Origin of the sequence: Paracoccus sp. PAR01, assembly GCF_014851995.1 — a bacterium.
In the GTDB taxonomy this organism is placed as follows: Bacteria; Pseudomonadota; Alphaproteobacteria; order Rhodobacterales; family Rhodobacteraceae; genus Paracoccus; species Paracoccus litorisediminis.
On record NZ_JACVAW010000002.1, the window covers coordinates 430,913 to 456,070 of the forward strand.

Below are 25,158 nucleotides of genomic sequence, written 5' to 3' on the forward strand. Positions count from 1 at the left end.
GTGGCACGCTAAGATCATACGGCAACACATTGAAAGGAGGTGGTCCAGTGTCGAGAGTGATATTGGAGAGAGGTGTCGGGACAGTCAGGGGGGCCGTGGCCTGAGGGCAGCCCCAAGGGTCGTAAACCCTGACTGGGACGGTGGGCACCAACCCTAACCGGACCATCTCCGTGGATCTCGCGGGTCGTTTCCCAAGGAAGCGGCCCGTTCCCATTGTGCGGGCCCGGTTTCCGGGCCCGCTTTTTTGCCCGAATCTCAGGCCCTGTTTTTCAGGCAATCGCTGCCCGAGTCGCGCGGCCTAGCCCTGCTTCATTTCGTGCAGCAGATCGACCTGGATGCGCTGGATCTCCAGCAGGCGATGCCATTGATGCATCAGGTGGTGGTCAATCTTTTCATGCAGCTGGCGCAGCTCCAGTTCGGTCTTGAGGTTGATCTGATAATCGTTTTCGGCGCGACGGCGGTCCTTGGCCTCTTGCCGACGCTGGCTCATCATGATGACCGGAGCCTGCAGCGCCGCGACGCAGGACAGGACCAGATTCAGCAGGATAAAGGGATAGGGGTCAAAGGGCCGCATCAGCAGGGCCAGCGAGTTCGCGGCCATCCAGATCAGCAGAACCAGCAGAAAGGTCAGGATGAAGGCCCATGAGCCGCCCCAACTGGCAACCCGGTCGGCCATGCGTTCGCCAAAACTCAGGTCCTCGTCTACGTCGTCAGGGGCGTATTGCAGTGTCAGCAGTTCGTTGCGGTTCAGCGCGGCGGCCACCTGTTGCTCAAGCTCGCCCAACTCGCCCGTCTCATCGGCCAGCAGGCGGGTCAGGTAAAGCTGGCGGTATTGCTGCATGCAGTCGGGGCAGATCAGACTGTCTTCGCCCCATCCCACTGTGTTTTCGCGGATCAATGCGGCGATCGAGGGACGGACATGCGCCGCTTCGGTCAAATCCTGCCGCGCGACCTCCCTGCCGCAGACCGAGCAATTCATCATGGCGGATGGGTTGTGGTTCATCTGACGGCCCCAAGCGATGCGGGTCCGACGATAGCCGCTGAACCCGCCCTGCCAATCGGCGCGTCCGGTCGGCCCAGGGAGGGCCGACCGTGATCAGGGTCAGATCCGTTCGATGGCCAGCGCGATGCCCTGACCGCCGCCGATGCACATGGTGATCAGGCCCTTGCTGCCACCGGTGCGGATCAGCTCGTGCATCGTCTTGATGGTGATGATCGCGCCCGTCGCGCCGACCGGATGGCCAAGGGCGATGGCCCCGCCATTCGGGTTCACCTTGGCGGGATCGAGCTCCAGCGTCTTGCTGACCGCAAGCGCCTGCGATGCAAAGGCTTCGTTCGATTCGATCACGTCGAAATCGGCGGCCTTCAGCCCGGTGCGGCGCAGCAGTTCCTGAACCGCCGGGATCGGGCCGATGCCCATGATGTCGGGACGCACGCCCGCGACCGCATAGCCCAGCACCCGGAAAGCGGGCGTCAGACCCGCAGCCCGCGCAGCATCGCCCCGCGCCAGCACCAGCGCCCCCGCCCCGTCATTGATCCCCGAGGCGTTGCCGGCCGTCACCGACCCGTCCTTCTGGAAAGCGGGCCTCAGGCTGGCAAGCTTGTCGAGGCTGGTTTCCTTGGGGTGCTCATCGGTATCGAATGCCACGAGGCCCTTGCGGGTCTTGACCTCGACCGGAACGATCTGGTCCTTGAAACGCCCCTCGGCGATGGCCAGTGCCGCACGACGCTGGCTTTCCAGCGCGAACTCATCCTGCTCCTCGCGCGTCACTCCATATTCCCGCGCGACATTCTCGGCCGTCACGCCCATATGGCCGGTGCCCATCGGGCAGGTCAGCGCGCCGACCATCATGTCCAGCATCTGCACATCGCCCATCTTGGCCCCAAAGCGGGCGGCGGGGACGGCATAAGGGGCGCGGCTCATCGATTCCGCGCCACCGGCCACGGCGAAATCCGCATCGCCCAGCATCAGCGCCTGCGCGGCCGAAACGATGGCCTGCACGCCCGAACCGCAAAGCCGGTTCACGTTCATCGCGGGTGTGGAGTTCGGCACGCCCGCATTCAGCATCGCGACGCGGGACAGGTACATGTCGCGCGGCTCGGTGTTCAGGACATGGCCAAAGACGACGGTACCGATCCGGTCGGCGTCAATCCCGGCGCGCTCGATCGCGGCGCGGGTGACGGTCGTCGCCAGATCGATCGGAGTGATCGCGGCCAGACTGCCGCCGAATCCGCCGATGGCCGTCCGTGCGCCGGACAGGATGACGATTTCATTCTGTGACATGATGGTCCTCCAACCTTTGTTGCCGTGACGCTAAAGCCTTGCGCAGGGCGCCGGAACCCCCCGCCGGTGCTTGCCTACGCCACGTTACTTCCCGAGAATGCGCATATGGAAAACGATCCCCGTCTGAGCCTGAGGCTGCATTTCAACCAAGGCCTGACCTTTGGCCGTGGCAAGGCCGACTTGCTGCAGGCCATCGCCGAGGAAGGCTCAATCTCGGCCGGCGGGCGACGGCTGAAGATGAGCTATCGCCGCGCCTGGGCGCTGGTCGAAGAGATGAACAGCCATTTCCGCACGCCGCTTGTCGACAGCAGCCGGGGAGGCGCCAAGGGCGGAGGCGCCACCCTGACCGAACTGGGCCGAAAGGTGCTGGCTGATTACCGCAGGCTCGAGGAACTGGTCCGCGCCGCGCCCGAGCTTGCCAGCCTGAGCGCCGCTCTCTCCGATATGTCTGACGCGAAATAACGGTTGAGCGATCCGGGGCTTACGGTTATGTCAGTCTGGACATAACGGAAGGAATGCTCCGATGCGCCTACCCTTGATTGCCGCCGCCCTGATCGCCCTGTCGCCCGCGGCCCATGCCGATGAGATCACGATTTTCGCCGCCGCCAGCCTCAAGACCGCGCTGGATGAGATTGCCGCGAAATGGCAGGAATCCCATGACGACAAGGTGGTGATTTCCTATGCGGGCAGCTCGAAACTGGCCCAGCAGATTCAGGCCGGTGCGCCCGCAGACATCTTCATCTCGGCCTCGACCGATTGGATGGATGAGGTGCAGAAATCGGGCAATATAGACGAAGCCACCCGCACCGACATCTTGGGCAATACGCTGGTGCTGGTCGGAACCGGCAAACCGGCAAGCGCCGAGGTCACTGAACTGCCCGCGCTGCTGGGCGATGGCAAGCTGGCCATGGCGCTGGTCAACTCGGTTCCTGCCGGGCAGTATGGCAAGCAATCGCTGGAAAAACTGGGGCTGTGGAGCAAGGTGGAACCGCAAGTCGCGCAAGCCGACAATGTCCGCGCCGCCCTGATGCTGGTCGCGACCGGCGAGGCACCCTTGGGCATCGTCTATGGCTCGGATGCCGTGGCCGAGCCGGGGGTCGGCGTGGTCGGAACCTTCCCCGCCGACAGTCATGACGCCATCATCTATCCCGGCGCGGTGACCAAGAACGCCGACACGCCGCAAGCCGCGGCCTTCCTGCAAAGCCTCAAGGCCGACCCCGCGAAGTCGGTCTTCGAGGCGCAGGGCTTTACCGTCCTGCCATGAGTCTTGCGGACTGGCTTGGCCCGCAGGAATGGCAGGCGGTCGCCCTGTCGCTGCGGGTCTCGCTGGTGGCGACGCTGGCCAGCCTGCCTTTTGCCACCGCCCTCGCCTGGCTGCTGGCGCGGCGCAGCTTTCCGGGACACGGGCTGCTCAGCGGCATCGTCCATTTGCCGCTGATCCTGCCGCCCGTGGTCACTGGCTACCTGCTGCTGATCACCTTTGGCACACAGGGGCCGGTCGGCAGCCTGCTGAAGCCCTTGGGCATCGTCTTCGCCTTTCGCTGGACCGGTGCTGCGCTGGCCGCAGCGATCATGGCCTTTCCGTTGATGGTGCGTGCGATCCGGCTGGGTTTTGAAGCGGTCGATCCCAAGCTGGAACAGGCCGCGGCGACCTTGGGCGCACCGCGCGCTTGGATCTTTGCCACCGTCACCCTGCCCTTGATGATGCCGGCGATCCTTGCCGGGGCGACCTTGGGTTTTGCCAAGGCGATGGGCGAATTCGGGGCAACCATTACCTTTGTCTCGAATATTCCGGGGCAGACCCAGACCCTGCCCTCGGCCATCTACGCCTTTCTTGAAACTCCGGGCGGCGAGGGACCGGCGCTGCGGCTGGTTCTGGTCTCGGTCGTGGTCGCCATGGGCGCGGTGTTGCTGTCGGAAGTGCTGGCAAGACGGGCGGCGCAGCGGATATGAGCCTGTCTGTCGCCTTTCGCCATGGCTTTCCGGGGCTGGATCTGGATGTGGCCTTTGAGGCCCCGGTCGGCGTCACCGCGCTGTTCGGACCGTCGGGTTGCGGGAAAAGCACCACGATCAATGCGATTGCCGGGCTGCTGCGGCCTGATTCCGGGCGTATCGCGCTGGATGGGCGGGTGCTGTTCGATGGCCGCACCAATCTTGCGCCGCAGGAACGCCGCATCGGTTATGTCTTTCAGGATGCGCGGTTGTTTCCACATCTGACGGTGGAACGGAACCTGCGCTACCCCGCCCGCTGGCGGCGCGGCGCGGGCCGCGACTTCGACCGCACCGTCGAGATGCTGGCGCTGGGGCCGCTGCTGCAGCGCCGCCCCGCCACGCTGTCGGGCGGCGAAAAGCAGCGCACCGCGATCGGTCGCGCCTTGCTGTCCGATCCGGCCTTGCTGGTCATGGACGAACCCCTTGCCGCGCTGGACGACAGCCGCAAGGCCGAGATCATGCCTTGGCTGGAGCGCCTGCGAGATGAGGTCCGACTGCCCATCCTTTACGTCAGCCATTCCGTCCCCGAGGTGCTGCGCCTTGCCACGACACTGGTGCTGATGCAGCGCGGCCGCGTCACCCATTCCGGCCCGCTGGAAGCGATTCTGGCCGATCCGCGGCTTGCCCCGGAACTGGGCGCGCGCGAGGCGGGGGCGCTGATCCATGCCACCGTCGAAGGTCATGAACCCGACGGTATGCTGCGGGTCAGGACCGCCGCCGGTCCGATGCTGCTGCAGGAAGTCGAGGCCGCAACCGGTCAGGAATTGCGGCTGCGCGTCCTTGCGCATGAGGTCATCCTGTCACGCGACCCACCGCAAGGACTGTCGGCGCTGAACGTCCTGCCCGCGACGGTCGTGCAGGTCAGCGGCGGGCTGGTGCAACTGACGCTTGGCGATCAACGCATGCTGGCGCAGGTCACGCCCCGCTCGGTCGAGACGCTGGGCTTGGCCCCCGGAGCCGCCTGTTTTGCCATCGTGAAATCGGTCTCGGTCCTGCCCAGCTAGACCAATCGAGCCATTGTCAATTGCACGCGGCGGGCGAATTCCGTTATGCTCGCAGACAAAAACGTGGATGAGGGCAGTATGAACAGGTTTCTGAAGCTCGCGATCGTCGGGCTGGTCGCCTCTTGTGGGGGCGGTGGAAATTACAAGGCGCCTCGCAATCTGGAAAATGCCTGCCTGCTGGCAGCCGAGCGTCCCGCCTATTACCGGGCGATGCAATCGACCCAAAAGCGCTGGGGCATTCCGATCTATGTGCAGATGGCGACCATCCATCAGGAATCGAAATTCATCGGCGATGCCAAGACGCCGCATCGCTATGCGCTGGGAATCATCCCGATGGGACGGCAAAGCTCGGCCTATGGCTATAGTCAGGCGCTGGACGGCACCTGGGACGATTACCGGCGCAAGACCGGCAATCGCGGGGCCAAGCGCGACAATATCCGCGACGCCACCGATTTCATGGGTTGGTACATGAACGACACCACCCGGATTCTGGGGATATCGAAGCAGGACGCCGCCTCGCAATATCTGGCCTATCACGAGGGGCGGTCGGGCTTTAACAATGGCTCGCATCGCAGCAAGCCGTGGCTGATGAGCGTGGCGAACAAGGTCGGCGCGCGGTCGGAACTTTACCGCATGCAGCTGACCGCCTGCCGGTAAATTCAGGCCCGCCGGATCGCGGCGGGCCAGTTCTACTTGATCGCGAATTTCGAAGGCGGGATCGACACACCGGTCCGCATGTCGCCAAGGATGACCGTCGTGCGCTTGCCCGCGTCATCCTTGACCACCCATTGCCGCAATTGCGTCGGGTTGGCCGTGAATACCATCTGGATATTGCCGTATTCGGGATGCGCCGGGTCCTGCGCGGTCACCACGGTGGTGTTCTTCTTCTCGGCATAGCCGGTGACCATCCGCGCCTTGCCCAGATTGATATTGGGACCAAGGATCAGCGACAGCGGGGTTTTCGACAGCGGATATTGCTGCGGCCCGCCACGGGTCTTGCCGTCATAGACCGCCACCTGCCCGGCCGAGGCCAGCACCAGATTCTTGCTGCCCTTGTATTCGAAGCGCACGCGGTTCGGGCGGTGGATATAGACCGTCCCGGTCGAGATGCTGCCATCGGGATTGACCTGAGTGAACGCGGCCTGCGCGGTCTTCAGGCTATTGAGATAATTCGAGATCTCGTTCAGCGGGATCTTATCCGCCAAAGCCGGAAAAGCCATGGCGAGGGCGAGGACGGGCGCGAGGGCGAGCGATCTGATGTTCATGTGCGGAATGATACCGTGTCTCCAATGCGTTGCACATTCACGTTCGCTTGGATGTGCGGGGCAGGAACGCTCGCGGGGGCGTGACCGTTCCCGCTACAGTTTCTGCCCTGCCAGCAGGCGCGGCATCGGGTCCAGCCGTAACCCGGCCGCCTGCCGCATGAAACCCCGCCGCAAGGGCGGCAGCGCATCGACCAGCCCCATGCCCAGTTCACGCGCGGCACGCAGCAATGGATTGCCGTTGGAAAACAGCGCGTTCACCCCGTCCATGCCCAAGGCCAGCGTGGTGGCGTCGGGCCTGCGCCATTCCTGATAGCGGGTCAGAACCGGCTCGGTCCCGATGTCCTCGCCGCGGCGACGCGCGGCGACCAGCACCTCGGCCAGTGACGCCACGTCGCGCAGGCCAAGGTTCAGCCCCTGCCCGGCGATCGGATGGACGCCATGCGCGGCGTCACCGATCAGCGCGATGCGCGGGGCGATGTAATGCTCGGCCAAGGTCAGGTTCAGCGGATACGAGAATCGCGGCCCGGCCAGACTGATCGCGCCAAGGAAATCTCCGAAACGCGGGCGCAGCACCTGCAGGAATTCCGCATCATCCAGATCCAGAATCGCCCGCGCCTCATCCGCGGTTTCCGACCAGACGATCGAACTGCGATTGCCCGGCAAGGGCAGGATCGCCAGCGGCCCGGACGGCATGAAGAACTGATGCGCCGTGCCATTATGGGGCAATTCGTGATCCACCGCCGCCACCAGCGCGATCTGGCCGTAATCATGACCCAGACGCCGAATGCCCGCGCGCTCGGCCACGCCTGACTTGCGACCATCGGCACCGACCAGCAGACTGGCCAAGACTTCGCGCCCGTCCGACAGCGCCACGGTGATGCCGGTCTGTCCCGGCTGCTGCCCGGTGACCGAGACGCCGGACAGATGCGTCACACGCCCCTCCATCGCGGCCAGCAGCGCGCGATACAGGAAGCGGTCCTCCAGCATGTAGCCCAGACGGCCTTCCTCGATCTCGGCGCTGTCGAAATGCAGGCCGAAGGGGCCTGCACCCGCACCGGCAAAACCCTGCGACGCCTCGACCTTCAGGATCGGCTGGGCCTTGTCCGCCAGTCCTTTCCACAGCCCCAGCGCCACCAGCAGCCGCTGCGAGGCCAGGGCCAGTGCATAGGCGCGACCGTCGAATGTGTCGCCCGCGCGGGCATCGGCGGGGCGGTTGTCCACCACGGCGACGTTCAGTCCGGCGCCAGCCAAGGCCAGCGCCAGCGCCGGGCCGTTCAGCCCGCCGCCCGCGATCACGATGTCGAAATCCTTAATCATGGTTTCGCACTATGCGCCCCGGCGGGGTATTGTCCATGCGGCATTGCGATACGCGCGCTGCTGACCCTTGCGCGCCATTGCAGCGCCGGGCCGGGCTGGTTAGCCTGTGCGCCTTGGATCTGAACGGCAAGGGGAACGGGAATGGACTGGCTCAAGGTATCGGCATCGGAACAGGGCCGGGCGATTCTGGCCGGGCTGATCAGCCCCGTGGAACAGACCGAGGCCTATCTGGACGCCGCATCGCGCCATCCCTATGGCGGCAGCATCTATGCCCGCACCACGCCCGCCCGCGCGCGGGCCGAGGCGATCGCCGCCCATGATCGCGCCAAGGCCGGGCTGCGCCGCAGCCTGCTGGACGGTGTGGCGATCAGCTGGAAGGACAATATCGACAGCGCCGGCACCCCGACCGAGGCAGGCTCGCGTCTGCTGGCCGGGCGCACCCCCGAAACCGATGCGGCCATCCTGGCCGAGGCGACGCTGCAAGGGCTGGTCTGTCTGGGCAAGACCCATATGACCGAGTTGGCCTTTTCCGGTCTTGGCCTGAACCCGATGACCCGCACGCCGCCAAACAGCATCGACCCGGCGCTGGCGCCCGGCGGCTCCAGTTCCGGTGCGGCGGTTTCGGTGGCGCTGGGGCTGGCGGCAGCGGCGGTCGGATCGGATACCGGCGGCTCGATTCGCCTGCCTGCGGCGTGGAACGGTCTGGTGGGTTTCAAGCCGACGCATGGCGCGGTCGACAGCCGAGGCGTCGTGCCCCTGTGTTCGCGCTTCGACGTGGCCGGTCCGATTGCCCGCACGGTCGAGGATTGCGCCGCAATCTTTGCCCTGCTGTCCGGCCAACCGGTCCCCGACCTGACGGATGCCGCATCGCACCGCCTGCGGCTTCTGGTGCTGGACGGCGTGCCCTTTGACGACGCCCGCGAAGGTCCGGTCGCCGCCTTCGAGGACGCGGTGGCCCGCCTTGCCGCAGCAGGCGCGCGCATCACCCATGCCACGCCGCCTTGCGTCACCGATGCCATGGCGCTGTCGCCCACGCTTTTCGCCCCCGAGGCCTATGGCGCATGGCGCGACCAGATCGAGGACGCGCCGGAACTGATGTATCCGCCGATCCTCGAACGCTTCCGCGGCGGGCGCGAGGCCAGCGCCGCCGATTTCGTCGCGGGCTGGCAGAAGCTTGACCGGCTGCGGGCCGATTGGGCGCGGCTGGTCGCGGGCTATGACGCGGTGATCCTGCCGACCTCGCCGATTCTGCCGCCCGATACCCAGCGCCTGCTGAACGAACCGGCCTATTTCGCCACCGAAAACATGCTGGCGCTGCGCAATACCCGGATCGGCAACCTGCTGGGTCTGCCCGCAATCACCCTGCCCACCGGCCACCCGGCCTGCGGGCTGATGATGATGGGCCATGCGGGCAAGGACCTGCAGCTTCTGGTTGCAGCGGCCTCGGCCGAGGCCAGCCTGAACTAATCTGCGCAAACTGCGGGAATGTCCCGCGAAACAAGGGGGCTTCGGCCCGAAACTCTGGACGCAATGGGGCTTTGCCGGTATCCTTTTCAGGACACGGGGCGGCACGACCCCGAATGAGAGGCAGTCATGGCACTACCCGAGCGGTTCTCGAACCTGCCGGAATACGCGTTCCCGCGCCTGCGGACGCTGCTTGCGGGCATCGCGCCCGCCGCGGACCCGGTCGTGATGACGATCGGCGAACCCCGCCACGCCGTTCCCGAATTCACCGGGCGGATCATGGCGGAAAGCATTCGCGAATTCGGCAAATACCCCTCGAATGAGGGTATTCCGGAACTGCTCTCGGCGATTTCCGGCTGGATTGGCCGCCGCCACGGGATCGAGGTCGAGCCCGCCCGCATCACCACCGTCAATGGCACGCGCGAGGGGCTGTTCAACGCGGCGCTGGCGCTGTGCCCGGAAAGCAAGGCGGGTCAGCGCCCCGCGATCCTGATTCCGAATCCCTTCTATCAGGTCTATGCCGTGGCCGCCGCCGCCGTCGGGGCCGAGCCGATCTTTGTCCCGGCCACCGCCGAAACCGATTTCCTGCCGCAATTCGACCAACTGGCCCCGGAGCTGCTGGACCGGGTGGCGATTGCCTATCTGTGCTCACCCGCCAATCCGCAGGGTTCCGTTGCCTCAGAAGACTATCTGGAGCGGCTGATCGCCTTGGCCGACCGCCATGATTTCCTGATCTTCTCGGATGAATGCTATTCCGAGATCTGGCGCGACGCCCCTCCGCCCGGCGCATTGGCCGTGGCGACCCGCATGGGGCTGGCCGATCGGGTGGTGATGTTCAACTCGCTGTCGAAACGCTCGAACCTGCCGGGGCTGCGCTCGGGCTTTGCGGCGGGCGGGCGCGAGCAGATCGCGCAATTGCGCCGCCTGCGCAGCTATTCCGGTGCCCCCCTGCCCCTGCCGGTGCAGCGCGTCAGCGCCGCCGCTTGGGCTGATGAGGCGCATGTCGAAGAAAACCGCGCACTTTACCACGCGAAATTCGCCGTGGCTGACCGTGTGCTGGGCAATATGCCGGGCTATGCCGCGCCGCAGGGCGGATTCTTCCTGTGGCTGCGGGTGCCCGAACATGTCGGCACCGGCGAGGACGCGGCCAAGAAGCTGTGGTCCGAGGCAGGCATTCAGGTCCTGCCCGGCGCCTATCTGTCGCGCGATACTGCGGCGGGAAATCCGGGCCGGGACTATATCCGGGTCGCGTTGGTCGATCCGGCCGACCAGACCGAGGCTGCATTGAACCGGCTGAAGAACTGTTTGTACCAAGGGGGTTAACCGCATGGCGAGCTGGCAGGCGAAACACCGCGATCCGCTCTTCGACCAATCCACCCAGGCGGCCCTGAAGCGCCGCGGCAACGAATTGATGGGTGCGCTTCTGGTCGTGCTGGGCGTGGTGATCGTGATGATGTTCGCCAGCTATTCGCCCGACGATCCCAGCTACCTTTCCGCCACGGATGAGCCCGCGCAGAACCTGCTGGGCCGTCCGGGGGCCACGCTGTCCTCGGCGCTGATCACCCTGCTGGGCTGGACGTGGATCCTGCCGGCGATCGGCGTCATGGGCTGGGGTCTGCGCATGATGCTGCATCGCGGGGCCGAACGCTGCCTGCGGGCGATCTATCTGGCGCCCGCGCTGCTTTTGACCTGCAGCTATGCCGCCACCCTAACCCCGCCCGACACATGGCCGCATGCCTTCGGGCTGGGCGGCAATGCCGGCGATGCGGTCATGGGCGGCTTGCTGTCGATGATGCCGCTGAAGGCGTCGATCTCGATCCGCATTCTTGCGCTGCTGACCGCAGGCGGCATGATCGCGCTGACCGTTTACGGCTTGGGCTTCAACCGGGCCGAGCTTTCCGTCACCACCCGCTTCCTGCGCGACGGGCTGGTGACGGCGCGGCTGCTGCTGCTGTTGGCGATCGACCGGACCCTGCGCTTTGGCATGGGCACCGCGCATCAGATGAAGGCCCGCTCCGAGGCCCGCCGCGCCCGTCTGGCCGAGGCAAGCTCCGCCAGCCTGCCTGCCGATTCCCGCGCCGCACCCGCGCCGCGCCGCCGTGCCCCGCCGCCGGTCCATGGCGATTATGCGCCCGAGCCCGAGTTGATCGAGCCCGAAACCCATTACGCCGATGACGACATGCCGCCCTCGGATGACGAGATCTCGGCCCGCATCACCGATGTGCTGCGCCAGCGTTCCGAACACCCGGTCGAGAAGGGCTCGGTCCTGTCCGCGGTGACGGCCAAGCTGACCGGGACCCGCCCCGCGCCCGAGCGTATCGAGCCGCCGCTGACCGACGATGAGGATGAGGACGACGAGGACGCCTATATCCCCGCGCCCGCGCCCACCCGCGCCGCAGCGCCACAGAAGCGTCCGCAATCCCGCCCCTCGGATTTCGCCGCGAATGACTACGAACATCCGCCCCTGTCGCTGCTGGCCTCGGCCTCGACCGTCGAGCGCCACCAGCTTCCGCCCGAGGCGCTGGCCGAGAATGCCCGCCTGCTCGAGGAGGTGCTGGATGATTACGGCGTCAAGGGACAGATCACCGATGTTCGCCCCGGTCCCGTCGTCACGCTATATGAACTGGAACCGGCACCGGGCCTGAAGGCCAGCCGCGTGATCGGTCTGGCCGATGACATCGCGCGCTCGATGTCGGCGCTGTCGGCGCGGGTGTCGACCGTGCCGGGCCGTTCGGTCATCGGGATCGAATTGCCGAACATCCGCCGCGAGAAAGTCGTGCTGCGCGAGTTGCTCTCGGCCCCGTCCTATGCCGACGGCACCCAGCCGCTGCCTTTGGCGCTTGGCAAGGATATCGGCGGCGGCCCGGTCGTGGCCAACCTGGCCAAGATGCCCCACCTGCTGATCGCAGGGACCACCGGCTCGGGGAAATCCGTCGCGATCAACACCATGATCCTGTCGCTTCTCTACAAGCTCACGCCCGAGGAATGCCGGTTGATCATGATCGACCCCAAGATGCTGGAACTGTCGGTCTATGACGGCATCCCCCATCTGCTCTCGCCCGTCGTTACCGATCCGAAAAAGGCCGTCGTCGCGCTGAAATGGGTCGTCGGCGAGATGGAGGAACGCTATCGCCGCATGTCCAAGATGGGCGTGCGCAATATCGAGGGCTATAATGGCCGCGTCCGCGAGGCGCTGGACAAGTCCGAGATGTTCAAGCGCACCGTCCAGACCGGCTTCGACGAGGATACCGGCGAGCCGATCTTCGAGACCGAGGAATTCCAGCCCGAGACCTTCCCCTATATCGTCGTCATCGTCGACGAGATGGCCGATCTGATGATGGTCGCGGGCAAAGAAATCGAGGCCTGCATCCAGCGTCTGGCACAGATGGCGCGGGCCTCGGGCATCCACCTGATCATGGCGACGCAGCGCCCCTCCGTCGATGTCATCACCGGCACGATCAAGGCAAACTTCCCGACCCGGATTTCCTTCCAGGTCACTTCGAAAATCGACAGCCGCACCATTCTGGGCGAACAGGGGGCCGAACAGCTTCTGGGCCAGGGCGACATGCTCTACATGGCCGGGGGCTCGAAAATCACCCGCGTCCACGGCCCCTTCGTTTCGGACGAGGAAGTCGAAGAGGTCGTGAACCACCTGAAATCCTTCGGCCCGCCCAGCTACATGTCCGGCGTCGTCGAAGGCCCGGACGAGGAACGCGCCGACAGCATCGATCAAGTGCTGGGCCTGTCCTCGGGCGAAGGTGGCGATGCCGAGCTTTACGATCTGGCCGTGGCGATCGTCGCCAAGGACCGCAAATGCTCGACCAGCTACATCCAGCGCAAGCTTGCCATCGGCTATAACAAGGCCGCGCGACTGGTTGAACAAATGGAGGAACAGGGCGTCGTCACCCCCGCGAACCATGTCGGCAAGCGCGAAGTCCTCGTCCCCGAGGTCTGATCCCCGACCGATGTAAGAGGCGCCAAAAGAAAAAGGCCGGGCTCGATGCCCGGCCTTTTTCTTGCCTGCACTCAGGCTCAGTAATCGCGGTCGTAGAACAGGCCCAGCGTGCTTTCACCATCGCTGGCCACCGACCCCCGCGCCGTCAGGCTTTTCGACAGGTCGAGGTTCAGGTTCAGCTTGGTCTTGCCCTCGTCGCCCACCTGCACGTCGGTATAGACGTTCTCGGACAGGTATTTCCCCGCCCGGACCGAGACCCGACCCTGATCGTCGGTGGTCAGGTCCAGATCGTCCAGACCCGTCGACTTCCTCAGCCGCGCAACAATGCCGTCACCCCCCTGCCCCGCCAGCGTGGCGATGGCACTGGCCAGCTGCGCCGCCTGCAACCCGCTGATATTGTCCAGACCCCGCCCGAACAGCAGCTGCGACAGCACCTCCTCCTCGGGCATTTCCGGCGAGGATTCGAATGTGATGTCGGGATTGCGCAGATCGCCGTCGATGATGATGCGGGCGGTCATGGTGTCTTGTTCGGACTCGGCGACCAACCGGATCACCGGGATCAGGCTGCCCTGCATCTCGATCAGCCCTTCGGTCAGGTCGAAGCGCTTGCCCAGCAGATCGACCCGTCCCCGGATCAGCTCCAGTGAGCCGATCGGGATCGGCTGGCGGGCATTGCCGGTCAGGCGGATCTCGCCGCCCAACTCGGCATCGACGCCACGACCGCGGACAAACACCTGATCGGGTGCCGACAGCACCAGATCAAAGCGGGCCGGCACCGCCGGAGGCGTCGCGGGCGGCGCGCTCATCCCCACCTGGCGCGAAGCATCGCTGGGGAATTCCAGCAACCCCGCCTTGGCGCGGGTCTGACGCTGCGGCGGTCGCTCGCTGCGATGGATGATGATGGGAATGGCCCTTGCCCCGCCAAGCCCCGTCGAGGGGATGCGGAACTCGGTATGGCCAAGGTTGATGCGGCCCTGAACCAGCGGTCCCGCCCTTTGCGAGCCGCCGATATGGATCGTGCCACTGGCCTGCGTCTGGTACAGGTTCGGGTCGCGCAGCACGACATCCATCACGCGCACGTCCAGATCCATGGCGCGGTCACCGGTCAGCGTAATCGGACCGCGCACGCTGATCGAACCTCCGGCCTCGACATTGCCGTTGATATCGACATTGATCCGGCCCGCATTGAAATCGGCATTGGCATTCAGATTGTCGACAGCCAGCCCCAGCCGAGGCTCGGCCAGACGGCCATTGGCCAGCCCGACCCGCCCGCTCAGCGCCTCAAGCGAAGGCGCGCCATTCATGCGCAGATCGAAATTCAGCGGTCCCTCGATGCTGCGGGTGCGCAGGAAGGGGTTCGCCGCCGCCGCGTTGCTGGTTCCCTCGACCCGGAGATCCATGGTCGAGCCATCCGCCGCCGCCGTGCCGCTGATCCGGGCGGTAGTATCACCCGGCGCGGTGGCGTTCAGGTTCACGTCATAGCCGGTGCCGGTATTGCGAATGCGGCCCTTGACCTCGGCCGGGCCGGGGAAACCCGCGACCAGCAGACCAAGATCGCTCAGCCTTGCGTCAAGGTTCACGCCCTCGGTCGGGCTGCCATCGCCGGTGATGCGCAGTTGCGGGTTATCGGCCTGCAACCGGTTGATGGTGAAGCTGCCATCGGCACGCTGGTTGGCGGCCAGATCAAAGCGTGTCTCGCCCGCCAGAACCGCATCGGCCTTGGGATTGCCGATGGCAAGCCCGCGCGCCGAGCCATTGGCGGTGATCGCCCGCGCCCCGCCCTGCTGATCGGCCACCGTGGCCTGCATGCGCACCGCGCCACGGAAGCCGCGACCCAGAAAGCGCAGATCATCGGCGCGGAGGTCGGCGCGCAGATCGGTCGCGCCCGCCCCCACCCTGCCGGTGGCCGCCATGTTCAGTCTGGGATTTTCCACCCGCGCCGTCTCAATCGCAAAGACGCCATTGCGCTCGGTACCGCGAACGGCAAGCCGGGTTTCCCCGGCCAGCGCGCCATCGACCTGCGCCTGCCCGAAGGACAGGTTGCGCCCGGTCCCGGTTACGTCCAGAAGCCGCGCCCCGGTGCCATCATCCTTGAAACTGCCCTGCGCCACCAGCGACCCGCGCCAGCCGCGCCCGAAGCTGGCCAAAGACTTGATGTCCACATTCCCGGTCATGTTGGTCCCGGTCTCGGCGATCCTGCCCTGCACCTTGGCAGTCATCTGCTGGTTCAACAGATCGAAACGCTCGACGGTGATTTCCTTGCCGCGCTGCTGAACTGTCAGCTTCAGGTCGGTCGCACCGGTCAGCGCGCCATCCACATCCTGCTGGCCAAAGCGCAGGTCCTTGCCCTGCCCGGTCAGGTCCAGCCGCCTTGTATCCCCTTGCTGCGAGGCCGTGCCCTCGGCGGTGAACCCGCCCGAGAAGCCGCGACCCAGCACCGCCAGATCGGGCATCGACAGCTTCAGATTGCCGTCCAGCGCCGTCTGGCTGAACCGGCCCGAGCCCTCGACCGTGGCCTGCGGGTTCGACAGGGCGAATTTCTGCAACTCATAGGCGCCGTTTACCTGCATCAGGTCGATGTTCAGCTGGGTCTGGCCCTTGAACAGCCCGTCCACCTCGGGGATGCCAAGGATCAGGTCCTGCCCCTGACCGGTCACATTCAGCAGGCGCTGCCGCGCTGCGCCGGTCAGCTTCAGATCGGTACTAAGCGCGCCCGCATATTTCGGATCGGCCACCGACAGGTCCGGCATCACCACATGGGCGGTCACGTCACTGGCCCAGCTGCTGATAAAGCCCTGTGCCTCGGCGGTCAGGTTCTGGGCATTGACGCGCAGATGGCGCAGCTGGATGCCCGAACCGTCACGCTTGGCGCTGAGTTCGATGCGCGACGCCCCAGCCAGCATCCGGTCGGCCTGCTCCTGCCCGACGCTGATATCGTTGCCCTCGATGCTGGCATCGACATCGAAAGCCTTGCTCAGCAGGACATAGCGCCCCTTCAGATGCACATCGGCCTTACCGCCCAGATCGCGTTCGGCGATCTTGGACAGCGTGGTGATGTTCAGATGCTGGGCGGTGATGTCGCCCGCAAGCGCGATCCCGGTGCGCAGCCCGGACACGTCCAGCGCGCCTTGCAGCCGGAACTCATCGCCATTGATGTTCATCCCCCACAGCTTCATCGCATTGCCGGGGGTGAAGGCAAAGTTGAGACCGCCGTTCAGCGTGTCCCCGATCGCATCGGCTAGGCCGGGATTGCTGGGCTGGATGTCATCCGCGCCAAAGGCAACCCAGCCGCGCACCTCTTGCAGCGCCTGTTCGGGGGTCAGGTTCACCCGCCCACGCCCGTCCAGCCGAACCTCGGACAGGCTCAGGTCCGGTCGCTTGAAGTCGCCGACACGCCCGCTCAGGCTCCAGCCCGAGCCCTGTTTCGCATCATATTGCAGGCGGATATTGCCCGAACTGACGGTGGTCTGCGCCTGACCGAAGGGGACGGTCACCGGCAGCTGTGTCGCCCCGGCATCGCTGCCCAGCAGCAGCGTCAGGTTGGCGCTTTGTGGCGCGCCCTTGCTGTTCATCTCGACCGCGCCTTGCAGGTCCAATGCCCCGGTCGAGATCTTCAGCTCGGGGATGACCAGCCGTCCATCCTGCCCGCGCCAGCCATCGGCACGGATCACCGATTGCCCGGCAAAGAATTCCTGCCGGCCCGGCGCGATCAGCGGCGCGACATCGCCGGTCAACTCGGCGTGAAAGGCGATGCCCTGCGCTTCGCCGCGCGCCTCTTCGCGCGTCGAGACCTTGCCCGCCACGCGCGGCTGGCCGTCGGTATCCAGCTTGATATCGGCGTCGAAATTCGACACCGGGCCGTTGCCGGTGATCTCGGCCCGGACGGCGGGACGGCCGTTCATCCGCACGATATTGGTGAACAGCCCGTTCGCATCCTCGTCCAGCTTCAGGTCCAGCTTCAGGATGCGGGTTTCGTTGGAAAACGAGGTGACCAGCCCGAATTGGCCGCGCGGACCGTCGACGCGGTTGATGGTCAGGTTGGTGTCGCCCTCGCCGCCCTCAAGGTTCATCGCGCCCGAGACCGACAGAACCGCTTCCTGACCGATGATCGGCTGGCCCAGTTCGACCCGACCGATATTGAGCTTGGCGATATGCACGCCCACCGGCAGTTGCGGCAGCGAGAATTCCCGCGCCTCGGGGGCGGGGGCGGCGTCATCTCCGCCTGCGGGCAGACGCGGCAGGATCACGCGATCCGCGGACAATTCGTCGATATTGACCCGCCCGCGCAGCAATGCCGCCCGGTGCCACTGCATCGCGCCATTTTCCAGCGTGATCCAGACGCCGTTATCATCGGCGATGGTCATCCGGGTAAATGTCGCGCGCGAGGACAGTGCCCCCTGGAATCCCTCGATCACCACCTGACGCCCGGCGCCCGACAGCTTTTCCTCAAGGAAGCGAGTGATGAAGCCCCGGTCATCCTCGACCTCTTCCGAGATCTGGGCGGCGCTGTCGTCGGTCGTCCCGGTCTCCTGCGCCATGGCCGCAAGCGGCGTCATGGCAGCCAGCCAGATCACGACAAGAAGGCGGGGGATCAGATCATGCAGTTTCATCAGAAGGCCTGCCCCAATCCGATGTAAAGCTGAGTGCCGGCATCGTCGTCTTTGTAACCGCCACCCAGCGGATGGGCGATGTCAAAGCGCATCGGGCCGATCGGCGTGTCGTAGCGCAGGCCCGCCCCGGCCCCGGCATGCCAGCCGCTGCCACCGGAAAAACCGCTTTCCTCCCAGACGCGCCCGGCATCGACAAAGGCCACCACGCCGATTTTTTCGCGGACACGGACCCGGGCCTCGGCATTCAGGACGGCGATGCTCATGCCGCCGGTCTTGACGAAGCCATCCTTGCCCGGAATCACCTCGACGCCCAGCGATTCAAAGGGCTGCCCCCTCACGGTGCCACCCCCGCCCGAGAAGAACAGGTAATCGCGTGGCGTTTCCTCAAGCTCGGAGCCCAGCACCGTGCCCAGCCGCGACCGCCCCGCCAGCGTCACCCGGTCATCCGCGCCAAAGCTGTAATAGCCGCGACCTTCGGCAACGACCTGCGCCCCGGTCCCGGTCTCGTCCTGCAGACCGACGAAGGGCGTGGTCGAGCCGAACAACCAGAAGCCGCGCTTGGCATCGGTGGATTCGTCACGCCGGTCCCATGTCACCGACATCGGCAGGGCGAACAGCCGGAAATCCGTGCGGCCTGAATCGTCATCGACCTGCAGGGCGCGGAACTGCAACGCGATATCGGCGGTCAGCTCATCGTCATGCATATAGGTGAAGCCCAGACCAAAGGTCCCGGTCTTCTGGTCGTAATCTTCCTCATCCTCGCTGGTGACCTGCGCGGCGACATAGCCGGTGATGTCGGGATGCAATGTCGCCGGGCGGTCGATACGCACGCCCAGCTTGTAATCCATCCCGGTCAGTTGCGAGCCGATATCCTCGATATCGGCATCGATGCGCAGCCGTTCGCCACCGCGCATCAGGTTGCGGTGCATCCAGTAGCCGGTCAGCCGCATGCCATCGATGCTGGAATATTCAAAGCCGCCGCCGATCCGGCGCAGCTTTTGTTCAGTGACCAGCAGATCGACATCCAGCGAGTTGTCGGCATTGACGTAATCGGCCTCGGTCAGGGTGATCGCGGAAAACACGCCCGAGCGGCGCAGGCGTTTTCGGACATCCTCAAGCTTTTCCGGGTCGAAACGCTCGCCCTCGGGGAAACCCGCGATCTTGCGCAAGCGGCGCGGGTCCATGCGCTGATAGCCGCGCATCTTCATCTCGCCAAAGGTCAGCGACGGGCCGGGCACCAGGCGGATATCGCTTTCGATCAGATTGGTGTCATGATCGGCGATGATCTCGGTCTGGGCCACGTCGGCTTTCGCATGGCCGACATTGCGCCAACCCTCGACCGCCGAGGTCGCCGCCGTCTTCATGTCGCCGGTGCGGGCGATTTCACCCCTGCGGTAATCGGGCGGCAATTCGGTTCCCGGCGCAACGGGGGCGATATCGGCGCGGCTGTAGCGGAAGCGCGGGCCGGGATCGATCGTGACCTGCACCTTGCGCACGATATGCGGCGCGTCCAGCGGCGCAACCGTCGCGGCCTCGACCCCGTCCAGCAGAATGTTGATGGTGACCGAGTAATAACCCTGATCGTAGAGCACCCCAAGGATGCGGGCATAATCGCCGCGCGCAGCGGCCAGCATGTCCTGCCCGGTGACGCGCCCCTCGTTCTGGGCGGAGATCAGCAACGAGGTATTGCGGATCGCCGGCGGCAGATCCTCGTTCGAGCCGGCGACCGAGATATTGATATCGACCGGAGAGGTCTCATTCCCCTTCTTCCCGCCGAACAGCCCGGAAAATGGCGATGACGACGCAGAGGACGGTGACGAAGAGGACGAGCCTGCGGATTGGGCCAGCGCCTGATCCGTCCCCGCTGACAGCACGAATGCGGCAGCGGTGCCTGCCTTCAGAAGTCGTCTCATCCCCATCCGCCCTTTTTTGGTCGTTTTGGGGAGTTTTGCAGTCAAATCGCTGTGAAATCCAGCTTCATGGGCCGGATGAGCGGAAATCTTCACGCAATGGCGGAAAGACACCCGTGAAGTGCGGCCATGTCGTCACGGATCATGCCGATCGGCACCGCAGCGGGGATCTGCGCCATCAACGGATCGGACAGATAGGCCGCCTCAAAGATCTCCAGCCGCTGTGCCGCGCTGCGCGCGACGCTGCCCGCCAGGAACATCCCGTCCATCGGCATGAACTGCAGCGCCAGTTCGCGGCAGATCAGGCCGAACAGCCGCGCGTACAGATCGCAGGTCGCCTGAGCAGCCGCATCACCGGCACCCGCTGCCTCGACCACGGTTTCGGCGCGGCCCGGCACGGTCCCGGTCATTTGCGCATGCAGACGCGCCAACCCGCGCCCGGCGAACAGTTCCTCGACGGAATCGAAGGGTGCGGCGCGATCGCCCAGCACCTCGACCAGCGGGGTCCAGACTGACAGCGGCAGGCGGGTATGGCCCACCTCATGTTCGAAACAGGCGATGGCGCCGCCGGGCATGACCTTGACGGCGCAGACGTTGAAGCCGGTCCCCGCGTTCACCACCAGCCGCTGGCCGTTCAGTGCCTCGGCCTTGGGGCCTTCGCGCAGGAAACCCGCCGCATCCCCCGACAGCGAGGGCGTGGCATAGCCAAGCGCGGTCAGGTCGTTGATCAACCGGGCGCGGCCCGCGCCGGTCATCTCGATCAGGCGCTTCTCGCTGAAATTCCAGTCGCGATTGGTCAGGCGGGCCTGCCCCTGCGAGACGGGACCGGCAACGGCGACGCAGACGGCCTCGATCCGGGGATTGCCTTCGCGTTCAAGGAACAGACGCACGACCTCGTCGAAGTCGGGATGATCGTCGCCACGGAACCGGGTGATGCTGCCGGTATAGATGCCCTCATCGGTCCGCGCCAATGCCAGACGGGCATTCGTGCCACCCACATCCGCCAGCAAGATCGCCATGTCCTGTCCCCTTCTCGCATCAGGTCTTGGCCGCCTTCTTAGGGGATTGCGGCCAGTCATGCTAGCGCTCGCATGAAGCCGTTTCCGTGGTTTGCGGGAACTTCGCCACGCTTTCGTCTGTTATTTGTCCAGATCGAACGCGCAAGCGAGAGGTTAAGAACGATGCTGAACCCGATCCGCAAGACGAATACGGCGCTGCTGGCGATGCTGCTGGCCCTAACCAGCCTGTCGGCCCATGCCGCCACCACCTCACGCGAGGAAAACCTTGCCAATCCGCGCGGCTGGTCGGCCGTGGCCGGGATGGAGCCGCAAGCCGTGCGCGAAATGGCCCGCCGCCTGCCGCTGTCGGAACAGGCCAGCGGCGACCAGCCGTGGTGCGGCCATGATGCCGAGATCGCACAGACACTTAGCGATGATTTCGGCGAAAGCCGGATCGCGACCAATGCCAACGATACCGCGCTATGGGGCTCGGATCTGATGGGGACATGGACCGTGGTGCTGGAGCGCCCGGATGCCACCAGCTGCGTCATCGCCTCGGGGATCGGCTTCAGCGATGCGCAAAGCCCGCAATCCTATTTCACCAAGGCAGGCCTTGGCAGCTGATCGGGCGATTTGCAGGAAATCGCGGTAAATGATATTGGGCGCGGCAACTTCCCCTTCTTGAGGCATTGCCGTGACCGATTACATCATCCGAGACATCAGCCTGGCCGATTACGGGCGCAAGGAACTGGACATCGCCGAAACCGAAATGCCGGGCCTGATGGCGCTGCGCGCTCAGTTCGGTGCCAGCCAGCCGCTGAAGGGCGCACGCATCGCCGGTTCGCTGCACATGACCGTGCAGACCGCCGTCCTGATCGAAACGCTGACCGCCCTTGGCGCCGAAGTCCGCTGGGCGTCGTGCAACATCTATTCGACGCAGGACCATGCCGCCGCCGCCATCGCTGCCGCCGGCATCCCGGTCTATGCCATCAAGGGCGAGACCCTGACCGATTACTGGACCTATACCGACCAGATCTTCCAGTTCGGCGAAGGCACCGCGAACATGATTCTGGACGATGGCGGCGATGCCACCATGTATGTCCTGATGGGCGCGCGTGTCGAAGCCGGCGAAACCGACCTGATCGCCGTCCCGACCTCGGAAGAGGAAGAGTGCCTGTTCGCGCAGATCAAGAAACGTCTTGCGCAGTCGCCGGGCTGGTTCACCCAGCAGCGTGCCGCGCTGCAGGGCGTTTCCGAGGAGACCACCACCGGCGTCCATCGTCTGTACGATCTGCACAAGAAGGGCCAGCTGCCCTTCCCGGCGATCAACGTCAATGACAGCGTGACCAAGTCGAAATTCGACAACAAATACGGCTGCAAGGAATCGCTGGTCGACGGTATCCGCCGCGCCACCGACGTGATGATGGCGGGCAAGGTCGCCGTCGTCTGCGGCTATGGCGATGTGGGCAAGGGCTCGGCCGCTTCGCTGCGCGGCGCAGGCGCCCGCGTGAAGGTAACCGAGGTCGATCCGATCTGCGCGCTGCAAGCCGCGATGGACGGGTTCGAGGTCGTGCTGCTGGAAGACGTCGCCGCGACGGCGGATATCTTCGTCACCACCACCGGCAATAAGGACATCATCCGCATCGAGCATATGCGCGAGATGAAGGACATGGCCATTGTCGGCAATATCGGCCATTTCGACAACGAGATCCAAGTCGCCGCGCTGAAAAACCACAAATGGACCAATATCAAGGACCAGGTGGACATGATCGAGATGCCCTCGGGCAATCGCATCATCCTGCTGAGCCAAGGCCGCCTGCTGAACCTGGGCAACGCCACCGGTCACCCGTCCTTCGTGATGTCCGCCAGCTTCACCAACCAGGTGCTGGCCCAGATCGAGCTGTGGACCAAGGGCGACGAATACCAGCCCGGCGTCTATATCCTGCCCAAGCATCTGGATGAGCAGGTCGCCCGCCTGCATCTGGACCGGATCGGCGTCAAGCTGACCACGCTGACAAAGGAACAGGCCGACTATATCGGTGTCACGCCCGAGGGCCCGTTCAAGGCCGAGCACTACCGCTACTAAGGGCCAAACCCCCGGTTTTGGTTGCTATTTGTCTGCAGCCAGCTACGCTTCCCCCGGAAGGATCACTTTTCGGGGGAAGACAAATGAGCAAACGGGACGACCTGATCGCGAAATACGCCGCCGACATGAAGGACAAGCTGGGCCTCTCGCCTGACCTGGACCTGCTAACCAAGGTGGTGATCGGCTGCGGTCCTTCGATCTACAGCGCCGATGCCGAAACCGTCGCGGCCAGCGACCCCGCCGAGCTTGAGCGGATCAAGAACAATTACCTGATGAAGAAGCTGGGCCTGCCCGACGGGCCGGCACTGATGGACGCGATCAATGCGGTCGTGACCAAATACGGCAGCGCCAACCGCAACAAGTATCGCGCGGTGGTCTATTACCTGCTTTGCACGCATTTCGGCAAAGAATCCGCCTACGCCTGACCGACGGGCGGGCAACCGCCAATCCAGCCCTTGCGGCGCGGCGGGGACAGGCCAGTCCCTGCCCGCTTTGCGATTCCGGTCAAGTTCGCGCTATCCTTCTCATTCGGGCACTGGCAAATCCGCATAAGCTGTTCTTTTATGCATTAACCGCACGCTCCGGGCTGTCGTTTCCCGACATCCGGCCCCAGACTTACGGACCAAGAAAGGTTTTTCAGATGTTCCGCCGCCTGACGAGTTCCGCTCTGGCCCTGACGGCCATGACCGCACCCGCACTCGCCGATGTCACGCCCGAGCAGGTCTGGCAGTCCTGGATCGATTACTACGAGTCCGTGGGCTATTCCGTGGCCGAAGGCAGCCGGGACAAGGCCGGAAGCACCCTGACCGTGCATGACGTGCTGATCGCTGGCGGTGCCGATACCGGGCGCATGAGCATGAAGCTGCCGCAGGTCGTGCTGACCGATGACGGCAATGGCAAGGTCAGCACCGTCTTTGCCGAGGAGCTGTCCGTCAATCTTGAGGGTGAGGAACCCGAAGGCAGCAACTATGCGATCCCGATGACGGTCCGCATTCCCGGCAACCGCATCACCACCTCGGGCGCGCCCGAGGACATGACGCATGAATTCGACTATCCGACGATCGACCTGACGACGACCACGATCACCACGGAAGGCACGCAGACCCCGCTGCCGATGAATTTCGCGCTGACCAATTCCACCGGCACCTTCCATGTCGTTTCGGGCACCCCGAACAAATACGACTATGCCATGAATACCGAGGCGCTGACCTTCAACGGCGACGTCACCGACGATCAGGACGGCAAGGTCAAGTTCGCGGGCAGCCTCGACGGGTTGAAAAGCCAGGGCAGCATGTCGGCCCCCGGCGACTTCACCAATATGGAAGAGGAAATGGACGCCGCGCTCAAGGCCGGGCTGGCCATGGACGGCAATTTCGAGGCGGGCGCCGTCAACGCGACCTTCGACTATTCCGGCATGGACGAGAACGGCCAGCCCTCGACCGGCACCGGAACCTATCAGGGCAAGGGCTTTGACGCCGCCTTCTCGCTGTCGCAGGACGGCATGGGCTACCGGGTTGGCTCGAAGGCGATGGATTTCAGCCTGACCTCGCCGCAGATCCCCTTCCCCGTCAGCTATGCGATCGAAAGCGGCAGCATGGACCTGAAGCTGCCGGTCTCGCAACGCGAGGAAGCGCAGCCCTTCAGCTTTGCCTATGCTTTGACCGGCGTGACCATGGCCGAGGACATCTGGAAGATGTTCGACCCGCAGGCCAGCCTGCCGCGGACCCCGGCCTCGCTTGAACTGGACCTGAGCGGGCTGATGAAGGTCACGCGCGACCTGTTCGCCATGCCCGAAGCGGATGAAACCGTCCCGGCGGACGACACCGACAGCGCGACGGCCGAGGGCGTTGCCCCCGACGCCCCCGCCGATGATGCACAGGCCGAGGCCGAAACTGACGCAATGGACGATGAAGTCGCCGCCGAGCCCTCGGGCTTTGAGCCGGTCGAGATGCGGATCAACAAGTTCGCGCTGGATCTGCTGGGCGCCAAGGCCAATGCCACCGGTGAACTGAAGGCGACCGATGGCGGCAGCCTTGAGGCTCCGATCGGGCAGATCCATGCCGAATATGAGGGCGTGAATACGCTGGTCGATACGCTGGGCAGCATTGGCCTGATCCCGCAGGACCAGATGATGGGTGTGCGCATGATGCTGGCGATGTTCGCCAAGCCCGTGGAGGGCAGCACCGACAAGATGGCCACCGACCTTGAGTTCAAGGAAGGCGGCGCGATCTTTGCCAACGGTCAGCAGATCAAGTAAGACCCCGCCGGAGCAG

The 25,158-nt window shown here is 65.0% G+C and carries 19 protein-coding genes; 12 read left to right on the top strand and 7 right to left on the bottom strand.

The annotated features are described in order from the left end of the window. Window positions 1–298: 298 nt before the first annotated feature. Both IB235_RS07295 and IB235_RS07300 read right to left on the bottom strand, forming a co-directional pair. Entirely contained in the window at window positions 299–1,003 is a 705-nt protein-coding gene (locus IB235_RS07295; protein WP_225612094.1) for a DUF1003 domain-containing protein, read from the bottom strand. Between the two features lie 99 nt (window positions 1,004–1,102). Further along, window positions 1,103–2,284, bottom strand: coding sequence for an acetyl-CoA C-acyltransferase family protein (locus IB235_RS07300; RefSeq protein ID WP_192336200.1), 1,182 nt, complete (start codon window positions 2,282–2,284; stop codon window positions 1,103–1,105). 105 nt (window positions 2,285–2,389) lie between these two features. Here IB235_RS07300 and IB235_RS07305 point away from each other — a divergent pair, with 105 nt between their 5' ends. The 5 genes from IB235_RS07305 to IB235_RS07325 all read left to right on the top strand — a co-directional run bounded on the left by IB235_RS07305 (window position 2,390) and on the right by IB235_RS07325 (window position 5,937). After that, entirely contained in the window at window positions 2,390–2,746 is a 357-nt protein-coding gene (locus IB235_RS07305) for a winged helix-turn-helix domain-containing protein (RefSeq protein WP_155038955.1), read from the top strand. 61 nt (window positions 2,747–2,807) lie between these two features. After that, window positions 2,808–3,548, top strand: coding sequence for a molybdate ABC transporter substrate-binding protein (gene modA, locus IB235_RS07310; protein ID WP_192336201.1), 741 nt, complete (start codon window positions 2,808–2,810; stop codon window positions 3,546–3,548). Then, the gene (modB, locus tag IB235_RS07315) at window positions 3,545–4,237 is read left to right on the top strand and encodes a molybdate ABC transporter permease subunit (RefSeq protein ID WP_192336202.1); all 693 of its coding nucleotides are present in this window, start codon (window positions 3,545–3,547) and stop codon (window positions 4,235–4,237) included. Before modA ends, modB begins: the two co-directional genes overlap by 4 nt. Continuing rightward, window positions 4,234–5,280, top strand: coding sequence for a molybdenum ABC transporter ATP-binding protein (gene modC / locus IB235_RS07320; RefSeq protein WP_192336203.1), 1,047 nt, complete (start codon window positions 4,234–4,236; stop codon window positions 5,278–5,280). The genes modB and modC overlap by 4 nt, the downstream gene beginning before the upstream one ends. 78 nt (window positions 5,281–5,358) lie before the next feature. Then, on the top strand, window positions 5,359–5,937 hold the full coding sequence (locus tag IB235_RS07325) for a lytic transglycosylase (RefSeq protein WP_155038959.1): 579 nt from the start codon (window positions 5,359–5,361) through the stop codon (window positions 5,935–5,937). A 32-nt stretch (window positions 5,938–5,969) separates the two neighbouring features. On the opposite strand, the gene IB235_RS07330 is transcribed toward IB235_RS07325, so the two are convergent. Then, window positions 5,970–6,545 carry an outer membrane lipoprotein carrier protein LolA gene (locus IB235_RS07330; protein ID WP_192336204.1) on the bottom strand — a complete coding sequence of 192 codons (576 nt, stop codon included), beginning with the start codon at window positions 6,543–6,545 and terminating at the stop codon, window positions 5,970–5,972. A gap of 93 nt (window positions 6,546–6,638) precedes the next feature. Next, a complete protein-coding gene (locus IB235_RS07335; RefSeq protein WP_192336205.1) occupies window positions 6,639–7,862 on the bottom strand; it encodes a UbiH/UbiF/VisC/COQ6 family ubiquinone biosynthesis hydroxylase in 1,224 nt (407 codons plus the stop codon). A gap of 141 nt (window positions 7,863–8,003) precedes the next feature. Between IB235_RS07335 and IB235_RS07340 the strand changes: the two genes are divergently transcribed. From IB235_RS07340 to IB235_RS07350, 3 genes are all read left to right on the top strand, one after another. Further along, on the top strand, window positions 8,004–9,329 hold the full coding sequence (locus IB235_RS07340) for an amidase (RefSeq protein ID WP_192336206.1): 1,326 nt from the start codon (window positions 8,004–8,006) through the stop codon (window positions 9,327–9,329). 126 nt (window positions 9,330–9,455) lie between these two features. Next, window positions 9,456–10,649, top strand: a complete 1,194-nt coding sequence (locus IB235_RS07345) for an aminotransferase class I/II-fold pyridoxal phosphate-dependent enzyme (protein ID WP_155038963.1) — start codon at window positions 9,456–9,458, stop codon at window positions 10,647–10,649. Window positions 10,650–10,653: 4 nt separating this feature from the next. Next, window positions 10,654–13,281 carry a DNA translocase FtsK gene (locus IB235_RS07350; RefSeq protein WP_192336207.1) on the top strand — a complete coding sequence of 876 codons (2,628 nt, stop codon included), beginning with the start codon at window positions 10,654–10,656 and terminating at the stop codon, window positions 13,279–13,281. A gap of 77 nt (window positions 13,282–13,358) precedes the next feature. Here the strand turns inward: IB235_RS07350 and IB235_RS07355 are convergent, their stop codons facing one another. From IB235_RS07355 to IB235_RS07365, 3 genes are all read right to left on the bottom strand, one after another. Next, entirely contained in the window at window positions 13,359–17,891 is a 4,533-nt protein-coding gene (locus tag IB235_RS07355) for a translocation/assembly module TamB domain-containing protein (RefSeq protein ID WP_225612095.1), read from the bottom strand. Next, window positions 17,891–19,804: an autotransporter assembly complex family protein gene (locus IB235_RS07360; RefSeq protein WP_192336208.1), complete on the bottom strand. Its 1,914-nt coding sequence runs from the start codon at window positions 19,802–19,804 to the stop codon at window positions 17,891–17,893. The genes IB235_RS07355 and IB235_RS07360 overlap by 1 nt, the downstream gene beginning before the upstream one ends. Window positions 19,805–19,893: 89 nt before the next feature. Next, window positions 19,894–20,820 carry a glucokinase gene (locus IB235_RS07365; protein WP_192336209.1) on the bottom strand — a complete coding sequence of 309 codons (927 nt, stop codon included), beginning with the start codon at window positions 20,818–20,820 and terminating at the stop codon, window positions 19,894–19,896. 162 nt (window positions 20,821–20,982) lie between these two features. Between IB235_RS07365 and IB235_RS07370 the strand changes: the two genes are divergently transcribed. The 4 genes from IB235_RS07370 to IB235_RS07385 all read left to right on the top strand — a co-directional run bounded on the left by IB235_RS07370 (window position 20,983) and on the right by IB235_RS07385 (window position 25,142). Further along, entirely contained in the window at window positions 20,983–21,423 is a 441-nt protein-coding gene (locus tag IB235_RS07370; RefSeq protein ID WP_192336210.1) for a hypothetical protein, read from the top strand. A 70-nt stretch (window positions 21,424–21,493) separates the two neighbouring features. Further along, on the top strand, window positions 21,494–22,885 hold the full coding sequence (gene ahcY, locus IB235_RS07375) for an adenosylhomocysteinase (protein ID WP_192336211.1): 1,392 nt from the start codon (window positions 21,494–21,496) through the stop codon (window positions 22,883–22,885). An 83-nt stretch (window positions 22,886–22,968) separates the two neighbouring features. After that, a complete protein-coding gene (locus IB235_RS07380; RefSeq protein WP_192336212.1) occupies window positions 22,969–23,310 on the top strand; it encodes a DUF2853 family protein in 342 nt (113 codons plus the stop codon). Window positions 23,311–23,525: 215 nt separating this feature from the next. Beyond that, on the top strand, window positions 23,526–25,142 hold the full coding sequence (locus IB235_RS07385) for a DUF2125 domain-containing protein (protein ID WP_192336213.1): 1,617 nt from the start codon (window positions 23,526–23,528) through the stop codon (window positions 25,140–25,142). Window positions 25,143–25,158: the final 16 nt, after the last annotated feature.